22 protein-coding genes are annotated in these 16,503 nt (G+C 36.6%); 9 read left to right on the plus strand and 13 right to left on the minus strand.

Annotation, left to right across the window (positions count from 1 at the left end):
• The first annotated feature begins 1 nt into the window (after nucleotide 1).
• Nucleotides 2-1,087: a chorismate synthase gene (gene aroC / locus AC1M89_RS03340; RefSeq protein WP_092766326.1), complete on the plus strand. Its 1,086-nt coding sequence runs from the start codon at nucleotides 2-4 to the stop codon at nucleotides 1,085-1,087.
• A gap of 98 nt (nucleotides 1,088-1,185) precedes the next feature.
• Nucleotides 1,186-1,539: a hypothetical protein gene (locus AC1M89_RS03345; protein WP_481608539.1), complete on the plus strand. Its 354-nt coding sequence runs from the start codon at nucleotides 1,186-1,188 to the stop codon at nucleotides 1,537-1,539.
• A gap of 44 nt (nucleotides 1,540-1,583) precedes the next feature.
• On the opposite strand, the gene AC1M89_RS03350 is transcribed toward AC1M89_RS03345, so the two are convergent.
• Nucleotides 1,584-2,060: a hypothetical protein gene (locus tag AC1M89_RS03350; RefSeq protein ID WP_481608540.1), complete on the minus strand. Its 477-nt coding sequence runs from the start codon at nucleotides 2,058-2,060 to the stop codon at nucleotides 1,584-1,586.
• Between the two features lie 148 nt (nucleotides 2,061-2,208).
• A complete protein-coding gene (locus AC1M89_RS03355) occupies nucleotides 2,209-2,757 on the minus strand; it encodes a hypothetical protein (protein ID WP_179998064.1) in 549 nt (182 codons plus the stop codon).
• Nucleotides 2,758-3,029: 272 nt separating this feature from the next.
• On the opposite strand from AC1M89_RS03355, the gene AC1M89_RS03360 reads away from it, so the two are divergent.
• Together AC1M89_RS03360 and AC1M89_RS03365 are read left to right on the plus strand one after the other, a co-directional pair.
• Nucleotides 3,030-3,263, plus strand: coding sequence for a hypothetical protein (locus AC1M89_RS03360; protein ID WP_035270711.1), 234 nt, complete (start codon nucleotides 3,030-3,032; stop codon nucleotides 3,261-3,263).
• 309 nt (nucleotides 3,264-3,572) lie between these two features.
• Nucleotides 3,573-4,835 carry a tyrosine-type recombinase/integrase gene (locus tag AC1M89_RS03365; RefSeq protein WP_481610548.1) on the plus strand — a complete coding sequence of 421 codons (1,263 nt, stop codon included), beginning with the start codon at nucleotides 3,573-3,575 and terminating at the stop codon, nucleotides 4,833-4,835.
• Between the two features lie 15 nt (nucleotides 4,836-4,850).
• Here AC1M89_RS03365 and AC1M89_RS03370 read toward each other — a convergent pair whose 3' ends face one another.
• The 11 genes from AC1M89_RS03370 to AC1M89_RS03420 all read right to left on the minus strand — a co-directional run bounded on the left by AC1M89_RS03370 (nucleotide 4,851) and on the right by AC1M89_RS03420 (nucleotide 14,190).
• Nucleotides 4,851-5,120: a helix-turn-helix domain-containing protein gene (locus tag AC1M89_RS03370; protein ID WP_481587482.1), complete on the minus strand. Its 270-nt coding sequence runs from the start codon at nucleotides 5,118-5,120 to the stop codon at nucleotides 4,851-4,853.
• Nucleotides 5,117-6,562, minus strand: a complete 1,446-nt coding sequence (locus AC1M89_RS03375) for a DNA cytosine methyltransferase (protein ID WP_481613900.1) — start codon at nucleotides 6,560-6,562, stop codon at nucleotides 5,117-5,119. The genes AC1M89_RS03370 and AC1M89_RS03375 overlap by 4 nt, the downstream gene beginning before the upstream one ends.
• Nucleotides 6,562-6,819, minus strand: coding sequence for a response regulator (locus AC1M89_RS03380; RefSeq protein WP_481613901.1), 258 nt, complete (start codon nucleotides 6,817-6,819; stop codon nucleotides 6,562-6,564). Before AC1M89_RS03380 ends, AC1M89_RS03375 begins: the two co-directional genes overlap by 1 nt.
• Nucleotides 6,816-7,496, minus strand: a complete 681-nt coding sequence (locus tag AC1M89_RS03385) for a putative quorum-sensing-regulated virulence factor (protein WP_481613902.1) — start codon at nucleotides 7,494-7,496, stop codon at nucleotides 6,816-6,818. The genes AC1M89_RS03380 and AC1M89_RS03385 overlap by 4 nt, the downstream gene beginning before the upstream one ends.
• Nucleotides 7,493-8,614, minus strand: coding sequence for an ATP-binding protein (locus AC1M89_RS03390; RefSeq protein ID WP_481613903.1), 1,122 nt, complete (start codon nucleotides 8,612-8,614; stop codon nucleotides 7,493-7,495). The genes AC1M89_RS03385 and AC1M89_RS03390 overlap by 4 nt, the downstream gene beginning before the upstream one ends.
• Nucleotides 8,614-9,042: a hypothetical protein gene (locus AC1M89_RS03395; protein WP_481613904.1), complete on the minus strand. Its 429-nt coding sequence runs from the start codon at nucleotides 9,040-9,042 to the stop codon at nucleotides 8,614-8,616. The genes AC1M89_RS03390 and AC1M89_RS03395 overlap by 1 nt, the downstream gene beginning before the upstream one ends.
• Before the next feature lie 184 nt (nucleotides 9,043-9,226).
• Nucleotides 9,227-9,805, minus strand: coding sequence for a hypothetical protein (locus AC1M89_RS03400; RefSeq protein ID WP_481613905.1), 579 nt, complete (start codon nucleotides 9,803-9,805; stop codon nucleotides 9,227-9,229).
• A 178-nt stretch (nucleotides 9,806-9,983) separates the two neighbouring features.
• A complete protein-coding gene (locus AC1M89_RS03405) occupies nucleotides 9,984-10,328 on the minus strand; it encodes a hypothetical protein (RefSeq protein ID WP_481613906.1) in 345 nt (114 codons plus the stop codon).
• A gap of 168 nt (nucleotides 10,329-10,496) precedes the next feature.
• Nucleotides 10,497-12,281 (minus strand): hypothetical protein, encoded by a 1,785-nt coding sequence (locus AC1M89_RS03410; RefSeq protein ID WP_481613907.1) that lies wholly within the window; start codon nucleotides 12,279-12,281, stop codon nucleotides 10,497-10,499.
• Between the two features lie 41 nt (nucleotides 12,282-12,322).
• On the minus strand, nucleotides 12,323-13,393 hold the full coding sequence (locus AC1M89_RS03415) for a dsDNA nuclease domain-containing protein (RefSeq protein ID WP_481613908.1): 1,071 nt from the start codon (nucleotides 13,391-13,393) through the stop codon (nucleotides 12,323-12,325).
• A 17-nt stretch (nucleotides 13,394-13,410) separates the two neighbouring features.
• The gene (locus tag AC1M89_RS03420) at nucleotides 13,411-14,190 is read right to left on the minus strand and encodes a LexA family protein (protein WP_481613909.1); all 780 of its coding nucleotides are present in this window, start codon (nucleotides 14,188-14,190) and stop codon (nucleotides 13,411-13,413) included.
• 1 nt (nucleotide 14,191) lies between these two features.
• Between AC1M89_RS03420 and AC1M89_RS03425 the strand changes: the two genes are divergently transcribed.
• The 5 genes from AC1M89_RS03425 to AC1M89_RS03445 are packed head-to-tail and all read left to right on the plus strand — an operon-like array spanning nucleotide 14,192 to nucleotide 16,503.
• Entirely contained in the window at nucleotides 14,192-14,437 is a 246-nt protein-coding gene (locus AC1M89_RS03425; RefSeq protein ID WP_004973626.1) for a transcriptional regulator, read from the plus strand.
• A gap of 23 nt (nucleotides 14,438-14,460) precedes the next feature.
• Nucleotides 14,461-14,910 carry a phage regulatory CII family protein gene (locus AC1M89_RS03430; RefSeq protein WP_481613910.1) on the plus strand — a complete coding sequence of 150 codons (450 nt, stop codon included), beginning with the start codon at nucleotides 14,461-14,463 and terminating at the stop codon, nucleotides 14,908-14,910.
• Between the two features lie 11 nt (nucleotides 14,911-14,921).
• Nucleotides 14,922-15,845 (plus strand): helix-turn-helix domain-containing protein, encoded by a 924-nt coding sequence (locus AC1M89_RS03435; RefSeq protein ID WP_481613911.1) that lies wholly within the window; start codon nucleotides 14,922-14,924, stop codon nucleotides 15,843-15,845.
• A complete protein-coding gene (locus AC1M89_RS03440; RefSeq protein ID WP_179998045.1) occupies nucleotides 15,842-16,102 on the plus strand; it encodes a helix-turn-helix domain-containing protein in 261 nt (86 codons plus the stop codon). The genes AC1M89_RS03435 and AC1M89_RS03440 overlap by 4 nt, the downstream gene beginning before the upstream one ends.
• Complete coding sequence (locus AC1M89_RS03445) at nucleotides 16,099-16,503, plus strand: DUF559 domain-containing protein (RefSeq protein ID WP_481613912.1); 405 nt, start codon at nucleotides 16,099-16,101, stop codon at nucleotides 16,501-16,503. The genes AC1M89_RS03440 and AC1M89_RS03445 overlap by 4 nt, the downstream gene beginning before the upstream one ends.

Raw genomic sequence — 16,503 nt, forward strand, 5'->3', positions numbered from 1 at the left:
CATGGCTGGCAATAGTATTGGACAATTGTTCCGTGTAACAACTTGTGGTGAATCTCACGGTGTTGGTTTGATGGCGATTGTAGATGGAGTTCCACCAGGTCTGAAGTTATCAGCTGAGGACTTACAAATAGACTTAGATCGTCGTAAACCAGGTACCTCTAAATTTGCAACACAACGCAAAGAACCAGATGAAGTTGAAATTATTTCAGGTGTGTTCGAAGGTAAAACCACTGGGACATCCATTGGTCTTTTAATTCGTAATACAGACCAAAAATCTAAAGATTACGGTAATATCGCACAAACTTTCCGTCCAGGTCATGCAGACTATACTTATACACAAAAGTATGGTTTCCGTGATTACCGTGGTGGTGGTCGCTCAAGCGCACGTGAAACAGCGATGCGTGTTGCAGCGGGTGCAATTGCTAAAAAATTCTTATTTGAAAAATTTGGTATTGAAATCCGTGGGCATGTAACTCAAATCGGAACTGAAAAAACAGCAAAATTAGATTGGAATGAAGTGCCGAATAATCCATTCTTTTGTGGTGATGTTGATGCCGTACCACGCTTTGAAGCACTTGTGACATCATTGCGTGAAAAAGGAACAAGCTGTGGAGCACGACTTGAAATTATTGCTTCTAAAGTACCCGTAGGCTGGGGAGAACCTGTTTTCGACCGTTTAGATGCTGATATCGCTCATGCGATGATGTCAATTAATGCGGTTAAAGGTGTAGAGATTGGTGATGGTTTTGGCGTGGCTGAACAATTTGGTCATGAAACACGTGATGAACTGACAACTGATGGCTTCTTAGCGAATCACGCTGGTGGTATATTAGGTGGTATCTCAAGTGGTCAAGATATTCGTGTATCAATTGCACTAAAACCTACTGCTTCTATTACCACACCAGGCAAAACGATTACCATTAATCGTGAAGATACGGATGTTCTTACTAAAGGTCGTCACGATCCTTGTGTGGGTGTTCGTGCGACACCAATCGCTGAAGCGATGCTTGCAATCGTGTTAATGGATCACTTTATGCGTCATCGTGCCCAAAATGCCGACGTTGTTGCGCCATTTGAGCCAATTTAACCAAAGTAAAAAAGCGTATGATGTAAAAAGCCAGATGATTGATCTGGCTTTTTAATATAATTTTAAAATTGCAATTGAACGTTTTATGGGGAATTCAATTGAAAATAAGGATATTGGTTGGGGCGATGGTCTTATTCGGATTATCGTATAGTTATGCGAATGGCTTAACACAATCTCAGTTTGATATTGAAGTGAAGTCAATTTATAACGAAATTGAAGCGAGTCAAATTCGACTACATCAATCGGTCGATAGTAAGCAGAATATTTCGTTGATCATTCAAAGAGCTTGTGAATATGCAGATGCATTAAATGCTTTAGAGCGAATAGCACAAAAGAATATTCATATGGCTAAAGCAAAAGAAGAAGCATTATTTGCAAAAAAAATGAGAAATTCTTTTGAGTTATCATTCCAAGATTTAGGAACAAGTTATCAAAAAAGTTGTAAGCCTTAAAAAAAAGCCAGTTCAACGAACTGGCTTTTTAGTGAATAATTCATTTATTCGATAGTTTGACCTGTATAACCTTTGATAAATGTTAAGTAAGCAGAAGACTTCTGACCGTCAGCTTGCAGGATGGGACGAGTCACTTCGCCGTTAGCTGTCACGATTTTTAGATCAATTTGTTTTGCATCTCTAAATGAGTTTAAAAAACTTACAGGAACGACAATAAAATTAGATGAATTCGTTACACCAGCTGCAGTTGCATATTGGGTTGGTTGAATTGTTGAATAGACATAAGGCTGACCATCAACAATAAAGTTCAATTGTTTTATATCGTGCTGTATAGTGTCATTTACATCTGCAGTTATTTTAAAACCATTACGCTTTTCATCATTCCAACGGAGTGCAAGCTCAGGGCAAATTTCATCAGTAGCACAGATGAGAGGTCCTTTGGTTTCAACACGTTCTGGATAACTTCCTGCACAACCTGTTAATACAACCAATGCTGAAATAAGCGCTAGTTTGATTTTCATGATTTTACCTATTGTCTTGTTTATTATAACTGTGTACACAATTTGTTAAATCTAACGAAAAATTCTAAAAAATGAAATGCCTAGCAGTCTAATTACACGTTGCAGTTTTGTATCGATGATTAAAAAAAGACCCATAGTGGGTCTTTTTTTACTTTTGCTTAAATTGTTGGTAGCCACTTTTAAATGTTTGATAGGCAAACGATGCATGCCCATCTTTTAAAATGCTATGCGTAATAGCACCTTGATCTGTCACTACAGCAATATCGATAGATTTAGACTGATCAAACATAACGACAAAATTCATTGGTACATCAATGTAATTTGTAGAGTTAATGAGATCGGAATTGTTGACTGATCGTGTATTGGTTTGAGTTAAAGTTGTGTAAGGATAAGTTTGACCATCTAGCGTGAAAATCACTTGCTTGATATCAAAAGATTTTCGATCAAATAGATTGGTATGTACTCTAAATAAATTATTGCTCTGCTGTTTCCAATCAAATGTTAACTCAGTACATGGTTTTGATGGTTCACAAATCACCTGACCACGTGTTTCAATTCGCTTGGCATTTTCTGAAGGTTTAAAATCAATAACATTAGATGCATAAGCTTTTGCAGAACTTGCATTTGGTTTATTGGATACAACGATACACCCACTCAGTGAAAGAGCAGTAAGAATAGATATAAATTGAACTTTCATTATTATCAACCAGTTAAATAGATGTTGTTTTTGTATATGCTAAATTTAGCATACAATCCATATAAATGTTAACCAGTTATCAAAAAATATATATTTATTGTGGTGTTTTGCTATTTTTCTTTTTGTGATGCTTGTCAGGTTGCTTGAATTAAGTTTAAAGGTGGTAAAAAATAATTGATTGAGTCCATTATGGTCAAACGTTTCTATTTTTGATTGAACACTTTTCAAAAGGTGATATAACTAAAAATAAAGCGTTAATAAAAGAGTATGAAATGAAAACGACTGTGAAATATGTGGTGCTGAAGAGCAAAGACTATCAATTGGGCACTCCATTGTTTGAAGAAACCATCGAGGCAGACTATGCGTATTTCGATTCAATTCCATCAGTCATTCAGTACCAGAATCATGAGTTTAAAGTGAAGTCAAAAGAACTTAATCGAAAGCAAATATTTGATGACTTTGAAGAATCACAAACAATCTTAGTTAAAGTCATCGCACTGAATTAATTTAAAGGCAGCCTTGAGCTGCCTTTCTTATTCTCATCACTATTCATTATCTATTTTATAATATAGTTCTATTCGAAATTAAGCACGGTTCAATATGCACCAAACATTCCCAATCCAAAGTAGGTTAGGTGGATTCTACTTTTTCTATAGAATCATTGTGGAAAGTTTATTTTTATAAATCCAATAAAAACAAGTTGTTATGTTGGTATTTTGCAGGTTTTATTGTGTCACTTTTTTACTTGTAGATTATTTGTAGACTGTTGAGAAACATGCTTAAATCAGTACTGTCTAAGGTATCTGGTATTAAATATGAAACTCAACAAGTCCAATGTTGATGCTATTCCATTGACGACGTCAGGTCAAAAAATTTATCGGGATAGTGAGTTAATTGGCTTTGCTGTCCGTGCTACCACCAAATCAAAATCCTATATTATTGAAAGACGAAATGCTGGGGAGTTGTACAGGGTAGTTCTAGGTAAAACTAATGAAATTTCTGCCTTATCTGCTCGTGCTAAAGCACAAACCATTTTGGCTAAAATTGCCAATGGTGAGTATGTAAAGCCATCTAAAAAACAAGTTGTTAATAATCCACTTGATATTACAGTACAAGAAGCATTGGATATTTATCTAAGCAAAAATGACTTCAAGCCAAAAACAGTCAAACAATATAATAAGTACTTCAATTTGTATTTGCGTTGGTCTAATAGAAAATTATTTGAAATCACCAAAAGTGAAGTCCTGGATAAATTTATTGAAGTGACTAAGTTAAGCCCTTCATCTGCAAATGGTGCTGTATCGCTACTGGGTACGTTGTGGAAATACATGCATGTGCTGTACTCAAGTGATGAGGATCCAATCCTGCGCACTAATCCTGTTGATGTTATTGCTGTAACCAAGGGGTGGAATAAAATTGAGCGTCGTGAAAGGCACTTGGATAAAGATGTTATTCACAAATATTACAATGCCGTTCTGAATTATCAGGATGAACTGAATTTAGAAAATACTGCTCGATCTAACACACATCGAGATATACTTTTATTCACAATGTATACGGGTTGCCGTCGTCAGGAAGTTTGTAAGCTGAAATGGACTGACATCAATTTTAAAGATGGAACTGTTGTGTTTAGGGATACAAAAAATGGCGCTGACCATTGGTTTCCAATAGGTGAACATCTATTATCAATCCTGAAAGACCGTTATTTATTGCGTGAGAACGATTGGGTTTTCCCTGCGACAAAAATACCAACGTCAGCAAACATCCATGCCACCTGTGTTGATCGGATTCTAAGAGTCATAGGCGATCAGGTAGATTTTTATGTTTCCATGCACGATTTTCGGCGTACTTTTGCCACGATTTGCAATTTACTTCGATTCAATATTTACGTGACCAAGCGATTACTGAATCATACTGCGAGGCCACGTGTTGATGTGACTGGTGGATATGTGCAAATTCCTATGGAAGAGCTCAGGGCTTCAATGAACATGGTAGAAGCAGTTTATCAGGGCAAAATTGACTGTTTTAATTATGAAAGTGTCTGGGATGAAAGACTTAAGCAATTAAAGGCAGGGTAAACCTGCCTTTTTAACTTATGCGTATTGAGCTGTGCAGGTGACGGTTCTGCTTTTTTCGAATGCTAATACATCAGCTTTTCTATAAGCAACTCGTCGACCTATTTTGGTGTAGGGAAGTTCAGACCCATCACAGCGCATTCTAGCCAATGTCCACGGGGAACAATCTAAATACAACGCTACCAAATCTTGTCCAAACTTTTGATCGTCTGGTGCATCTAAAAATGGTTTTAATAATTTAGAACGTTCATCTTCACTGATATTCTTAAAACTTTTTAAAGCCATCATGCCACCATTCCAATTTTCAATTCATGTTTAAAGTTCACTTCAACTAAAGCGCGTGACAGTTGCGGACATACAGAGTTTCCAACCATGCGGGTCTGCTCTGTTTTGGTTAATTTAATTTCATTTCCGTGTTCATCGATTCCTTTTTCAAAAATATAAGTTTCCGGAAATCCTTGAGCTTTGAAAAGCTCAACCGGTTGGAGCATACGAAAGCCAATATCAGTTATTCGATAGTCCTGTCCCTTAACCTTCACAAGACCAAATCGATCACGCGTGGGAATTGTTCTTAAAGGGCTATTTACACTATTTCCATCTTTTTCATTCCCATAGAAAGCGGTTAAAAAAGCACGAACTTCTGCAAATGCATTAACGGTAGTTAAGGTATTGAGGGGTGTATCAATATTTTGACCAACACTATTTTTTTTCATTACCTGCAAATGACTCACAACTAAAGAATTGTGATCTTTTGCTGTAATGGTATGAATAGGATTTGTGATATCACTACCAACAACTCCTGTGAAATTCTTAGCTATATGTGCTGAAATTAATGCATGATGACCACCCTTAGTCTGAGCACAAATTGTTCTTAATGGCTCATCTGCAGGCATCGAGCGCTTATTGGATGCATTAGCACATTCGGTTAAAACAGGTGCCATACTGTTAACAATGAATGGTGATTCATTATTAATGACAAATTTATGAATACCTGCAGCGATACGATCCATAGTTGCTTTAGCTAACGGACGACTGCGAGAAAAAATACTAGGGCATTCAATAGACCAATCAATACATTCAGCAGCAGTACGCCAAGGTTTTAAAATACCTTTTTTCACCTGGATTGAATCGGGATGACCGTGGGTAGGTTCTGGCCAATGAATTTTTAACCCGTCACGACGTGCGATTAAGAAAAAGCGTTTACGGATTGTTGGCGATCCATAATCACATGCTCTTAGTTCACGCCAGTCAACAACATAACCTTGTCTTTTGAGTGCATTAACGAAGGTATTAAAAGTGCGACCTTTATTTTTAGGACATGGCTTACCATCAGCACCTAGATCACCCCAGGTTTTAAATTCCTCTACATTTTCGAGCATTATTACTCGAGGGCGAGTTTTTGCAGCCCATCGCAAAGCTACCCAAGCTAAACCTCGTATTTTCTTCTCAACTGGTTTGCCACCTTTCGCTTTTGAAAAATGCTTACAATCAGGCGAGAGCCACACCAAACCAACTGGTTGATTGCTTGTCGCTTCAATTGGGTCAATATCCCAAACACTTTCACAATAATGTTTTGTATTAGGGTGGTTAATACGATGCATTGCTAAAGCTTTTGGGTCATGATTAATAGCAACATCAACTGGACGGCCAAATGCTTGCTCAAGCCCCGTACTTGTGCCACCGCCACCAGCAAAATTATCTATGATGAGTTCGTGAGGTAGTAAATCCATCACGCCACCTTCGCTAAATTCACGTCCAATGGACCAACTAAATGATTTTCAAACTCTTCACCCAGTACGAAGGCAGCAGGGTTGCCACCTAAGTTTTCATCAACGCGAACATAGCGTTGATTATTCTTGAATATGTTGCTATTAGATGAAGCAATGAAACCTTTATTTCCAAATGGTTTGACTTCATAACCGAGATGACCAAACCAAAGTTTAAATGCCTCAAGATTTTTCTGTTTAACGACGGTTTTATTGCTCATACCGACTCCAATGCTTTGCGAAGATATGGATCAATTTCACCTGAACCTAATAGCCAGCGAATGTAGTCCTTAGGCACCTGCTTTAATGGAATGCCTTTATGTTTACCAAATGGCATTTCAGTCGGCATGCGTGCTTGCTCAGATAGCAAATACAAAGAATTCATGTCTTTGATGCCAAGTTTTAAGCAGATGTTTTTCAATATGATGTATGTGAACCAAATGTCGTACTTTGCATTGTGAGCACTACGTAAGCGGTCACGTGCATCAGCTTTATCTTTTGCAAGGAAATAGAACAAGGCACTTAGCGTATGTGTTTCAAGTTCTGACCATGCGAAACGAGCCAACGCCAATGTGCAGATCGACTTACTAGGTACAGGTGAATTGCATTTGCTGATTGCTTCGATGTCGTAATTGATATTGTGGCCAATAATGTAATCAAAGCCCTCTGGCAAACGGAACGTGTCATAACTTGGCTTGCTAGCAATATCTGATTCAAGAATGTGATGCACAGCCATAGCGCCGTATGAAATTGGTTCTGGACAAGAAAAAAACTCGTCAAATACTTGCCCCTGGTCAAACCACAGCTCACCTTGCTCGAATGAGCAAGGGCCGTAAGCGATTTCAATTGGATACCCATTAATAGTGTGAGTTTCAGTATCTAAAATTATTGCTTTCATGCGGTTATTGTTTCCTTTGCTAATTTATCAATGTCTTTCTTAACTGCAACTAATTGGCTTAGTTCAATCTGTGCCAAGGCATCTAAGCCTAAGTATTCGCAAACCGTTTTCGTGTCTAAGCCTCGTTCTGCAATAAAGTCTTGAAGTTGAGATAATTGTTCATTTGAAATGCCATTGAATTCAGGTGAATTGAGCCATTTCTTTTCATCTTTGTTGTATGGACAGCCTAGTTCTTTAGCCCGACGCTGAACGGCGTACCACATATCCATTACATACCGATGGCCCTGAGGTAATGATTCAGTGAGTTGGTTTAAATCCCCAGCATGTTGAGCTTCAGTGCAACTTTGTTTCCAATTTTCAATGTCTTCATCCGCTTTGATGGTTTCCAACTGCTCAGGTGTCATTCTGTTGATATGGTCTTTCGCTTGTTTAATGATATCAGCCAAGAATGTAGGATTCTGTTTTAAGTCAGGTACCCACACCTCACCAGTTTCACCACCTAAGCCACCAGCATTTTTTGCATGATGAGTAGGGCAAGGCTTAAAGCTAATGACACGTGCATTTTTACCTTCACCAGTGGTCACAGTCGTTAAATAGCCCATAATGTCGGCTATTCGATAAAGCTCGTTACGGTTCTTACCGCCTAGATCAGGACGATATACAATTTGGTCGCCGTTTTGATCTTCAGAAGCATGTGCTATGAAAACTACGTCCTTGCCTGATGCAATCAATGTATTTACATATTGTTTGAAGATATTGTTCGCTATACCTTGAGCTTTTAATTTAAGTGAACCATCTTTTTGTTTGTTGGTATTGTTTAAGGCCAAGTGCGTCTTGATGCTTTCAAGCATGGCGCCAACAGTATCAATAACCACTGTGTTATATGGTGCTAAATCTTGAGGTGTGAGATTTGCTACATCCGACCATTGTTGAACTTGAACTACTGCACCACGACGAAGCTCACCTGTACGATGTGCACCTTTATCAAAGTCAAAGGAAATTGCTTTATCACCTGTAAATCCAATTGAAGTTTTGCCAAGTCCTGGATCCGCATAGAGATAAACAATGATGGCTTGAACCAATAGTGTTTGGTTCGCTTCAATGATTGGAAGGGCCATTACACACCCCCTAACATGCGATTCTTATGCATGTGAGTGATCAACATTTGATTAATGTTGTAATGGTCATTGTGATCTGTGAAATCTGATACTGAATTACCTAATACATCGTGAATTTTGTCGATCGTCAGAGATGTAATCATTGCGTCGTCAAATTCACTACCAGGAACGCCGTAATCATTCGTGAATTTTTCGTAGTCGAATGACACGTCGAGTGTGTATTCATCAAAACGTATTACAGCGTAACCAGTCGATTCAGAGGTCAGTTTTAGAGCTGCGACAGATGTTTGATTAGGTACATAGCTTGAATAGCTAAGCTTCAAATCTGTCGCTTGAGGTTGTTTAGTGAAGACTAATGCACCAATCGTTACAGTAGAAACCAATAAACTTACGGCGACGGTATTGAATGGTGTGAAATTTAAATTCATAATTGATCTCGCAGTGATGCAAAGCACCCATGAGTTCGAAGGCAGGGGTGCTTTTTTGTGCCTAGTGAAATAAATACTACTTTAAGTAGAATTAAAGTCAATACTTTGTAGAAAATAATTCTACTTTTAGTTGTTTTGTTTTATAGGAGGCAAAAGAAAACCCACCGTGGGGGTGGGCTTGTTGTTAAGGGCGATAGTTATTAAAAAATTTAAATTCCTCAAGGAGAGGATGGCTTTTAGGATCAGCGCTTGCCCTGTGCTTCTTTTGATATTCCATGTAGTCATCATAGCTGTTGATTTTGCTCCAAGCTTTAGGCTTCTTTTCCTGAAACCAGCCTTTCTGAACATAACTATCTATAGGAATATGAAAAAAACGTGCATTTTTTTCAATATTTTTAATTCTGTGTTCACCTAATACTAGCCAATATTTCAGTGTCATATTTATCCATTTTTGCGCCTGGCCATAAGTTAAGACGCTCCAAGTACCAATTAAGGAATCACATAATTTTTGGTGTAGTGAATCGAAATCTTTCTGTGATTCAAGCTCTTTTGAAATAAGTACAAGCAGTTGGCTTTTTAAAAAATCTTCACATTTAATCTTATTACTTGGATGCGAATCTCTGTCATTAATTTTTAATGTACGATTAAAGTCCAAATAAGCCTTACGAATCCCCGCATACTCAAATCCATCTGCTGTATTGAAAAGTAATCTAATAAGAAAGTCGTCACGTAAATTTTGAGGCAAGAAAGCGTCTGTTTGCATATAAGTTTTGGTTACTATATTTTTAGAGCGGGTTATGATTATAAATCAATAAATTAGATAAGAAAAACCCACCATGATAGGCAATGGTGGGGTAGTTTGCGCTGCTTCGTTATTACAGGTCTGGAGTGTGATTGACCTTGGTTAGATAGTAGTCACTAGATATGACAGTAGTTTTACTTTACTGATTACAACTAATCCCATATTTTTCTTTGTAATAGTCCACGGCTCTATCTAAATCCCGAGTTAATTCTTCATCGGTATATTGGGGTGAAAGTTGCTTTAGGGCAGGAGCGTACTGTTTGTAATAGACATTTGGCCAGTCTTTGCAAAGGATTTGTTTGCGTACATCTTGTGAAGTGCCTGGATTTTCCAATAAATCAAAATAACCGTTAATTTTTTCATCCGATTCTTCAAACTGCTTTGTTATAGCTGCACGTTCTTGTTCAGGTAGGGCAGCTGGCTGTTTCTGACAGCCAGTATTGATCAGGGCAAGGAGTAGGGCGGTTAGGGTTGTTTTTTTCATGGTTTTGTCTTGTTGTTATTCGTACGTGGATCATAGGATAAAAGAAAGCTTGCAAGTGAAATTTTATTGGATTTCAGCAAAACTTAAATCTATCTAGTATCAATAAAGCCGATTAAGGAATACCACTAATAAAAGTGAATATACCAAAGTGTGTGTGATTTAATTTCATTATGCAAAAGTTGAGATATATGAATTAAACTCTGTAAGTAAATTATCATAGTTTTTTGTATTTAAAAGCTTTTGATAGTCCTGCAATACATAAATTTTAGAGCAAGACTCTTTAAATTCATCTATTAATGGGTGCTCCATTGCTCCTAAAAAAAGCTGGGTATCATTTGGTAGATCATTTTTGAATGAATTTAAAATCCGTAAATAGTTTTCAACAGATTGTTCCTGTTGATTTGGTGTATCTATAAACAAAGGTGATATTACTTCATCAGAATATTTAGATATTACTGAATAAAGTGATAGATAGTACATTAATAATGACCTAGCACTATCGGCGGCCCCACCATTTTTTTCATATTTTGAATATTGTTTAAAACTCGGAATACTCTGATCAGGTATAGAGATAGATAGCTTATTAGAATAATATTGAACCGCCTCTTTGAAAGAGTTGTTAATTGATTTTTTATCAATTGACTCTTCTAATTTTTTTAAATCATCTTCAAGACTAGCTATGGAAATAGTATTTTCTCCAATAATTTCAATTTGTTTACTGATAAATCTTTGTGACTTATCCTCAATTATTTGATTTGAATAAAAATTAATTGTATCCTCAAAGCTATTAAAAGAATTAATGCTATTATCATATTCTAAAAGCTGGTTATCTAATAACTGTATAGATTTTTTAATTTCGCTAGCATTTTTTTCTTTAGTTTCAATTTCTAAATTAACTTCAGACAATAGATTATTAAGCTTGTCTGCATCCAACAATATGTCAGTTCTATTTTCAAGGGTATTATTATGACTAACGCCACATAATGGGCACTCAACTACATCATCTAGACTTTCAACAGAAAAATAATAATCATTCTGTAATTCAATGATATTGCTATTTATAAACTTAGACTGATTTTTAAGTTCAATTAAATTTTCTTTAACCAAAGCAAGTTGATCATATTTTTCTTTTCTAATATTAAGAGTTTCCTCGTATAGCTTTTTCACTTCATTTAATTCATCAATATTTGACAGTTTTGAATTATCTGATGGTTGAATTATAGCTGAGTTGTTTAATGATTTTGTAGTAGTACTAATTGATTTATCATTTAATATTTCATTTTCAAAACTGCTTACTCTGTCAGCAAGTAACTCTCTTACTAGGGTAATAGAGTCTAATACTTTTTCTTTTTTTCTTTCAGCTGAATGATTTAATTTTTTGTATTCTGATATTTTTAGTTTAAAATTCATTATATTAGAATTTGTAAGCCCTACATGGTAGTCAAGAATAGGGTTATGCCAACTCTCATATTGACCTAATTTATCTAAACTGGAAAAAGCTTTTGCCCAACCTTTAATTTGATCAATATAAAAGGAAATAAAGTAGTATGCTGGTGGAGCTATATCATAAATATAATCATCACCTCTTGTCTTAAGGATTGGATTAAAATTTAATAACTCTGATATTTTTTTTGAAAAATCCTTAAAATTATCATAATAGAATTTATTACTATCATTAGATAAATAAAATTCATTTTTTAATCTGGCAATCTTATAGTGCTTATCTGCAATGCAAAATTCTATGAGATAATTACATTGCAGATCTCTCCATCTTTTATCATAAAATGGTTCAGCTCCAAAAGAGCTAAGAATACTTTTGATTAAAGAGCTTTTCCCAACACTATTTTCAGAGCTTGTTATTAGATTTATACCGTTCCCAAAAGTGAATTGATTCCCTGATTTTTCTGTAGTCGCCAAGATTGTAAGCTTCTTTAATACTAATTTTTTCGCCATTCTTAATTTCCCGTAAATTTCTAACCAATAGACGAAAGTTCTTATCTTTCATTTTTTAATCTCTCAATTATGTAAAAGATTACAGTACAATGAAAGTCAATTTCATCTATGAACTGATCAAGTAAGCCATCTGAAGAGTTAATTTTCATATAATTAATTAACTCATTCGTATCTTCAAATAAATTGTAAGCTTTATCGAAAATTGGCTTAAAATTTTTCTCCAAAAAAATGTTTTTTTGACTTGTTGTACTATTACTAATTAGGATATCTCTGTATCTATTATGATATTTTATTCTTATTCTTGCTTTTAAGTTAAGCTCATCTAAAAAATCATTAATTTGTGTAGTGTCAAGAGTTGGGGATATAACAACATCTCTGATTAAGTTGTTTATTTTTTCAGAAGAAATGGCTTTTTTATCGATAGCTTCATCCCAATCTTTATAGTCACAAACTTTTTCTCCTTTTTTACATATTTCATCAAATACAGATTGGTATATTGTTGTTGCATTGAAATTTGATTTTGGATGCTTTTCGGTCAGTACATCGGATATTCTTCCGATAACAGCATATCTCTGTGTTGCGGGTGGTAATTCTGGATCAATAAAATTTAGATTATTTGGAAGTTCTTCTAAAGACATTTCACTCATTAATTTATCTTTATACCCATCTGGATCGTTAATATCACTTATATTAATTTTAGAAATTTTTGTTCCATCTTTTATTTTAAAATTATATCCACAACTTGCTACTAGATTTAAATTTTTAATTCTAGAACTATATGTATGTGAGTTATTACTCTCTAGCAACTTACCCAAGATAGAAGGCGTACTTTTGTTCGGGCTTTTATACACCAAATCAGCTAAAGTGTACTTACTACTTGTTTCAATGCATTTAACTTGATTAAAATCAAAAAAAACTTCATCAAATTTTATTGAATTTCCAATTACAATATCTTCGTGTAATTCTGGGAAAACAACATATTGAGAGCTATTTTTATATAAATCAAAAATTGTAAAAATCGCCCAATTATATTGATATAAATACTTATGAAATGTTTGAGCACCTGAGTACTCTCTTTGTTGAGCGTATAAAGGATTTGTTTCAGTACTCATATATTTGTGTCCTTTTATTATACGTCCCTATACAACCCAACAACCTTACCAACCAATTTACATCCATCTATCAATGGAATCGTTTTTTCAGGCCAGTCTGGGTTAAGCGGTTGCAAATACATATTGCCGCTTTCAACAATCAGCTTTTTAAAAGTTGCCTCTAGATCGCCTTCACAAGAGACGATGACTAAATCACCTGTTTTTAAATCATTTGTTTGAAAGTCAGGATTTACATAAATTTTGTCTGCAGGGCGGAAGTCTGGAAGCATTGATTCGCCAACAACAGTTAAGCCATAACCGTTCTTTCCGCATTTCGGGTTAGGCGGAAGCCATTCATCAAATTGCGTACCTGCAGGTACGGATTCAACTGTGGTCCACGATCCAGCTTGTACCCAAGAGATGACGGGTACCAATCGACCAGTAAGAGGAAAGGGGGTAGAAATATTTGGTTCTATACCTGAGCCATGATCCAAATAACTAATATCTACATTAAATTTTTCAGCAAGTATTTGCATTTTCTCTTCACGAGGTTTTGCAATCCCAAGCGTATAGCGTCGTGCCATTTCATAAGTGACATGAATAGCATCTTTTAATTGGTTTACATTTTTTATTGGTGAGCCTTCTTTCTGCATAAGGCCATTAAGCCGTGAAGCAAATTCTTGGTATTTGGCTGTTTGCACCTTACAAACCTTCTCATTTTCTACGCTAGGTAGAATATTAACCCGTATTTTAGGTTGCACCAATTCTATTTTTGGTAGTATATTATCTTCTACTTTAAGTAGTTTTATTGGTAGCATTATGTCATCTCCAAAAGACGCTTTTGAAAAAGCAATCAAAATCGCAGGCAGTAAATCTGCTTTAGCTCGAAATTTGGATATAACGCCTTGGGCTTTAAGTAAATGGAATTTCGACAAAATCCCAGAAGACCGCTGTCTTCCAATTGAGAAATTTACGAAAGGAAAAGTTCGAGCTGAGCAACTACGTCCTGACATTAATTGGGCGTATGTACGTTCTACTCAAAATAGTAAAGAAGCCGTTATCTAATAACACGTTCAAAAGGACCTTCAATGAACATCATCGATGCGGCTTATCACACTGTCCACGATTATCCGGGTGGTGCAACGGCGTTAGCACCTAGACTCGGCATTAAAAGCCCAGCCGTGCTCAACAGCAAAGTGAATCCGAACACGGATACACACCACATTACGCTGGTAGAAGCCATAAAAATAATGGCCATCACCAATGATTACCGCATTTTGCAAAGTATGAATGCGCACCTAGGCAAGGTTGCGATTGATCTGCCACAAATCCCTGAGTGTCGAGATACGGCGCTCACTGATCTTGTGCTGAGCTTTGGAATGCAGGGCGGAGATGTTTACACGCTATTTAAAACAATGATGGCTGACGGACGTATCACACGCGGAGAAGCCATAGACATGTCTAAGGTCATTCACCGACTACACGAAATACTGGCCGAACTGGATGCACAAATACACCAGTGCGTAGAAGACAAATAGAGGTAACCCATATGAGTTTAGATGCAACGATTTGGGCTTGGAGAGCGGATGTAGACAGTTCTACACAACGCCTCATATTGCTATCACTGGCAGACCGCGCAGGGGAAGACCACAAATGCTACCCAAGCATTATGCGAATGGTCAAAGACACCAAGATGAACCGCAAAACCATCATCAAAGTTTTAGACGACCTAGAGAAAAAAGCCTTTATTAAATATACAGGGAAGATCGTCGGCAACGGCGTAAAAGTCTACCAACTGCTGGGTGTGGTCGGTCGGGAAGATCATCCAACCAGTACCAAAAAGGGGACTAGTGGTAAAAACGGGACTAGTTCCAATTTAGGTACAGGTTCCTATATTGGTACTAGTACCGAAAACGGAACAAGTACCAGTCCCAAAAACGGTACCGAGACCAGTACCGAAATTGGGACACAGAATCTCCCAATGAATCTCCCATTTGAATCTAAAAATAAAAAAGGGTGGCTTTGCTTCAAAAAACTTCGTGAAGAAATTTTTTTGGCTGATCCTGATTTAGATTTTGAAATGCTCATGAACGCAACTTGGGGTGATCGTGAAAAACGTGCATTTGAAATATACAACACTGGAAAGAATCTCTGTGATGAACTGATGAATTTCCATTTTGCAGATTGGTTGATCAACGCATACCGCACCAAGTATTCAAATTCCAATGGCCATCAGAAATTAAATTCTACTGCAGAACCAAAATACCTCACTGACAAACAGATTCAGGTGTTTGCTCAGAAATTAGCTAAGCATCCAGAGTTTGCTGGTAAGTACGCTGAGCCAGGCGAGTCCTATGAAAAACTTGCAGCTCGTATCTCAATGAAACTTGAAAAACCTGAACAGGCGAAAAAGTGGGAATCCTATTTGAAACAAGTAGGTTTCAACGGCGTGCTAATGGGAGGTGCAGCGTGACTGAAGCTGATCGCACGATTACAAACCTGATGATCTTGAGAATTATGTCTTCAACGAATGGAAGAATCTCTGTGAAACAAATTTTCGATGAGATTCAACCGAACATGGGAATTTCAATCCGTAGCCTGCAACGTTATTTGAATGGACTAGCGAATTGGGGGCTCGTGGAAAAGGATGGCCAAACTCCGCAGGGATTCAGATTGAGCAAATCAGCAAGGGAATTATTTGCTGATATCGCTTTTGGAAAATCAGTATGACAAGTATTTCCCTTGCTGAATATAAAAGCTTGTACGGCTCAAAGAGTAAAAATGTACTTAAGTCAAAATCTCCGCGCCGTGATAAGCAAATTGAAAGTATGGGAGAGTCGATATTAGCTTTACAACTTAAGGCGCACAGAATCGAATTTGAGAGAGAGTTTAGGTTTCATCCCAAACGTAAATGGAGAGCTGATTTCCATCTAAACTGCAAAAAAATATTGATCGAGGTTGAAGGTGGAATATGGAGTGGAGGTAGACACACTAGAGGCAAAGGTTATATCGACGATATGGAAAAATACAACGCAGCAACAATGATGGGTTACCAGATATTACGGTTTAGTACAGAACAAGTGAAATCAGGTTTAGCAATACAACAAATTGAGAAGATGGTAGGGGAATAG

It is taken from the genome of Acinetobacter sp. ANC_7635 (assembly GCF_056779945.1).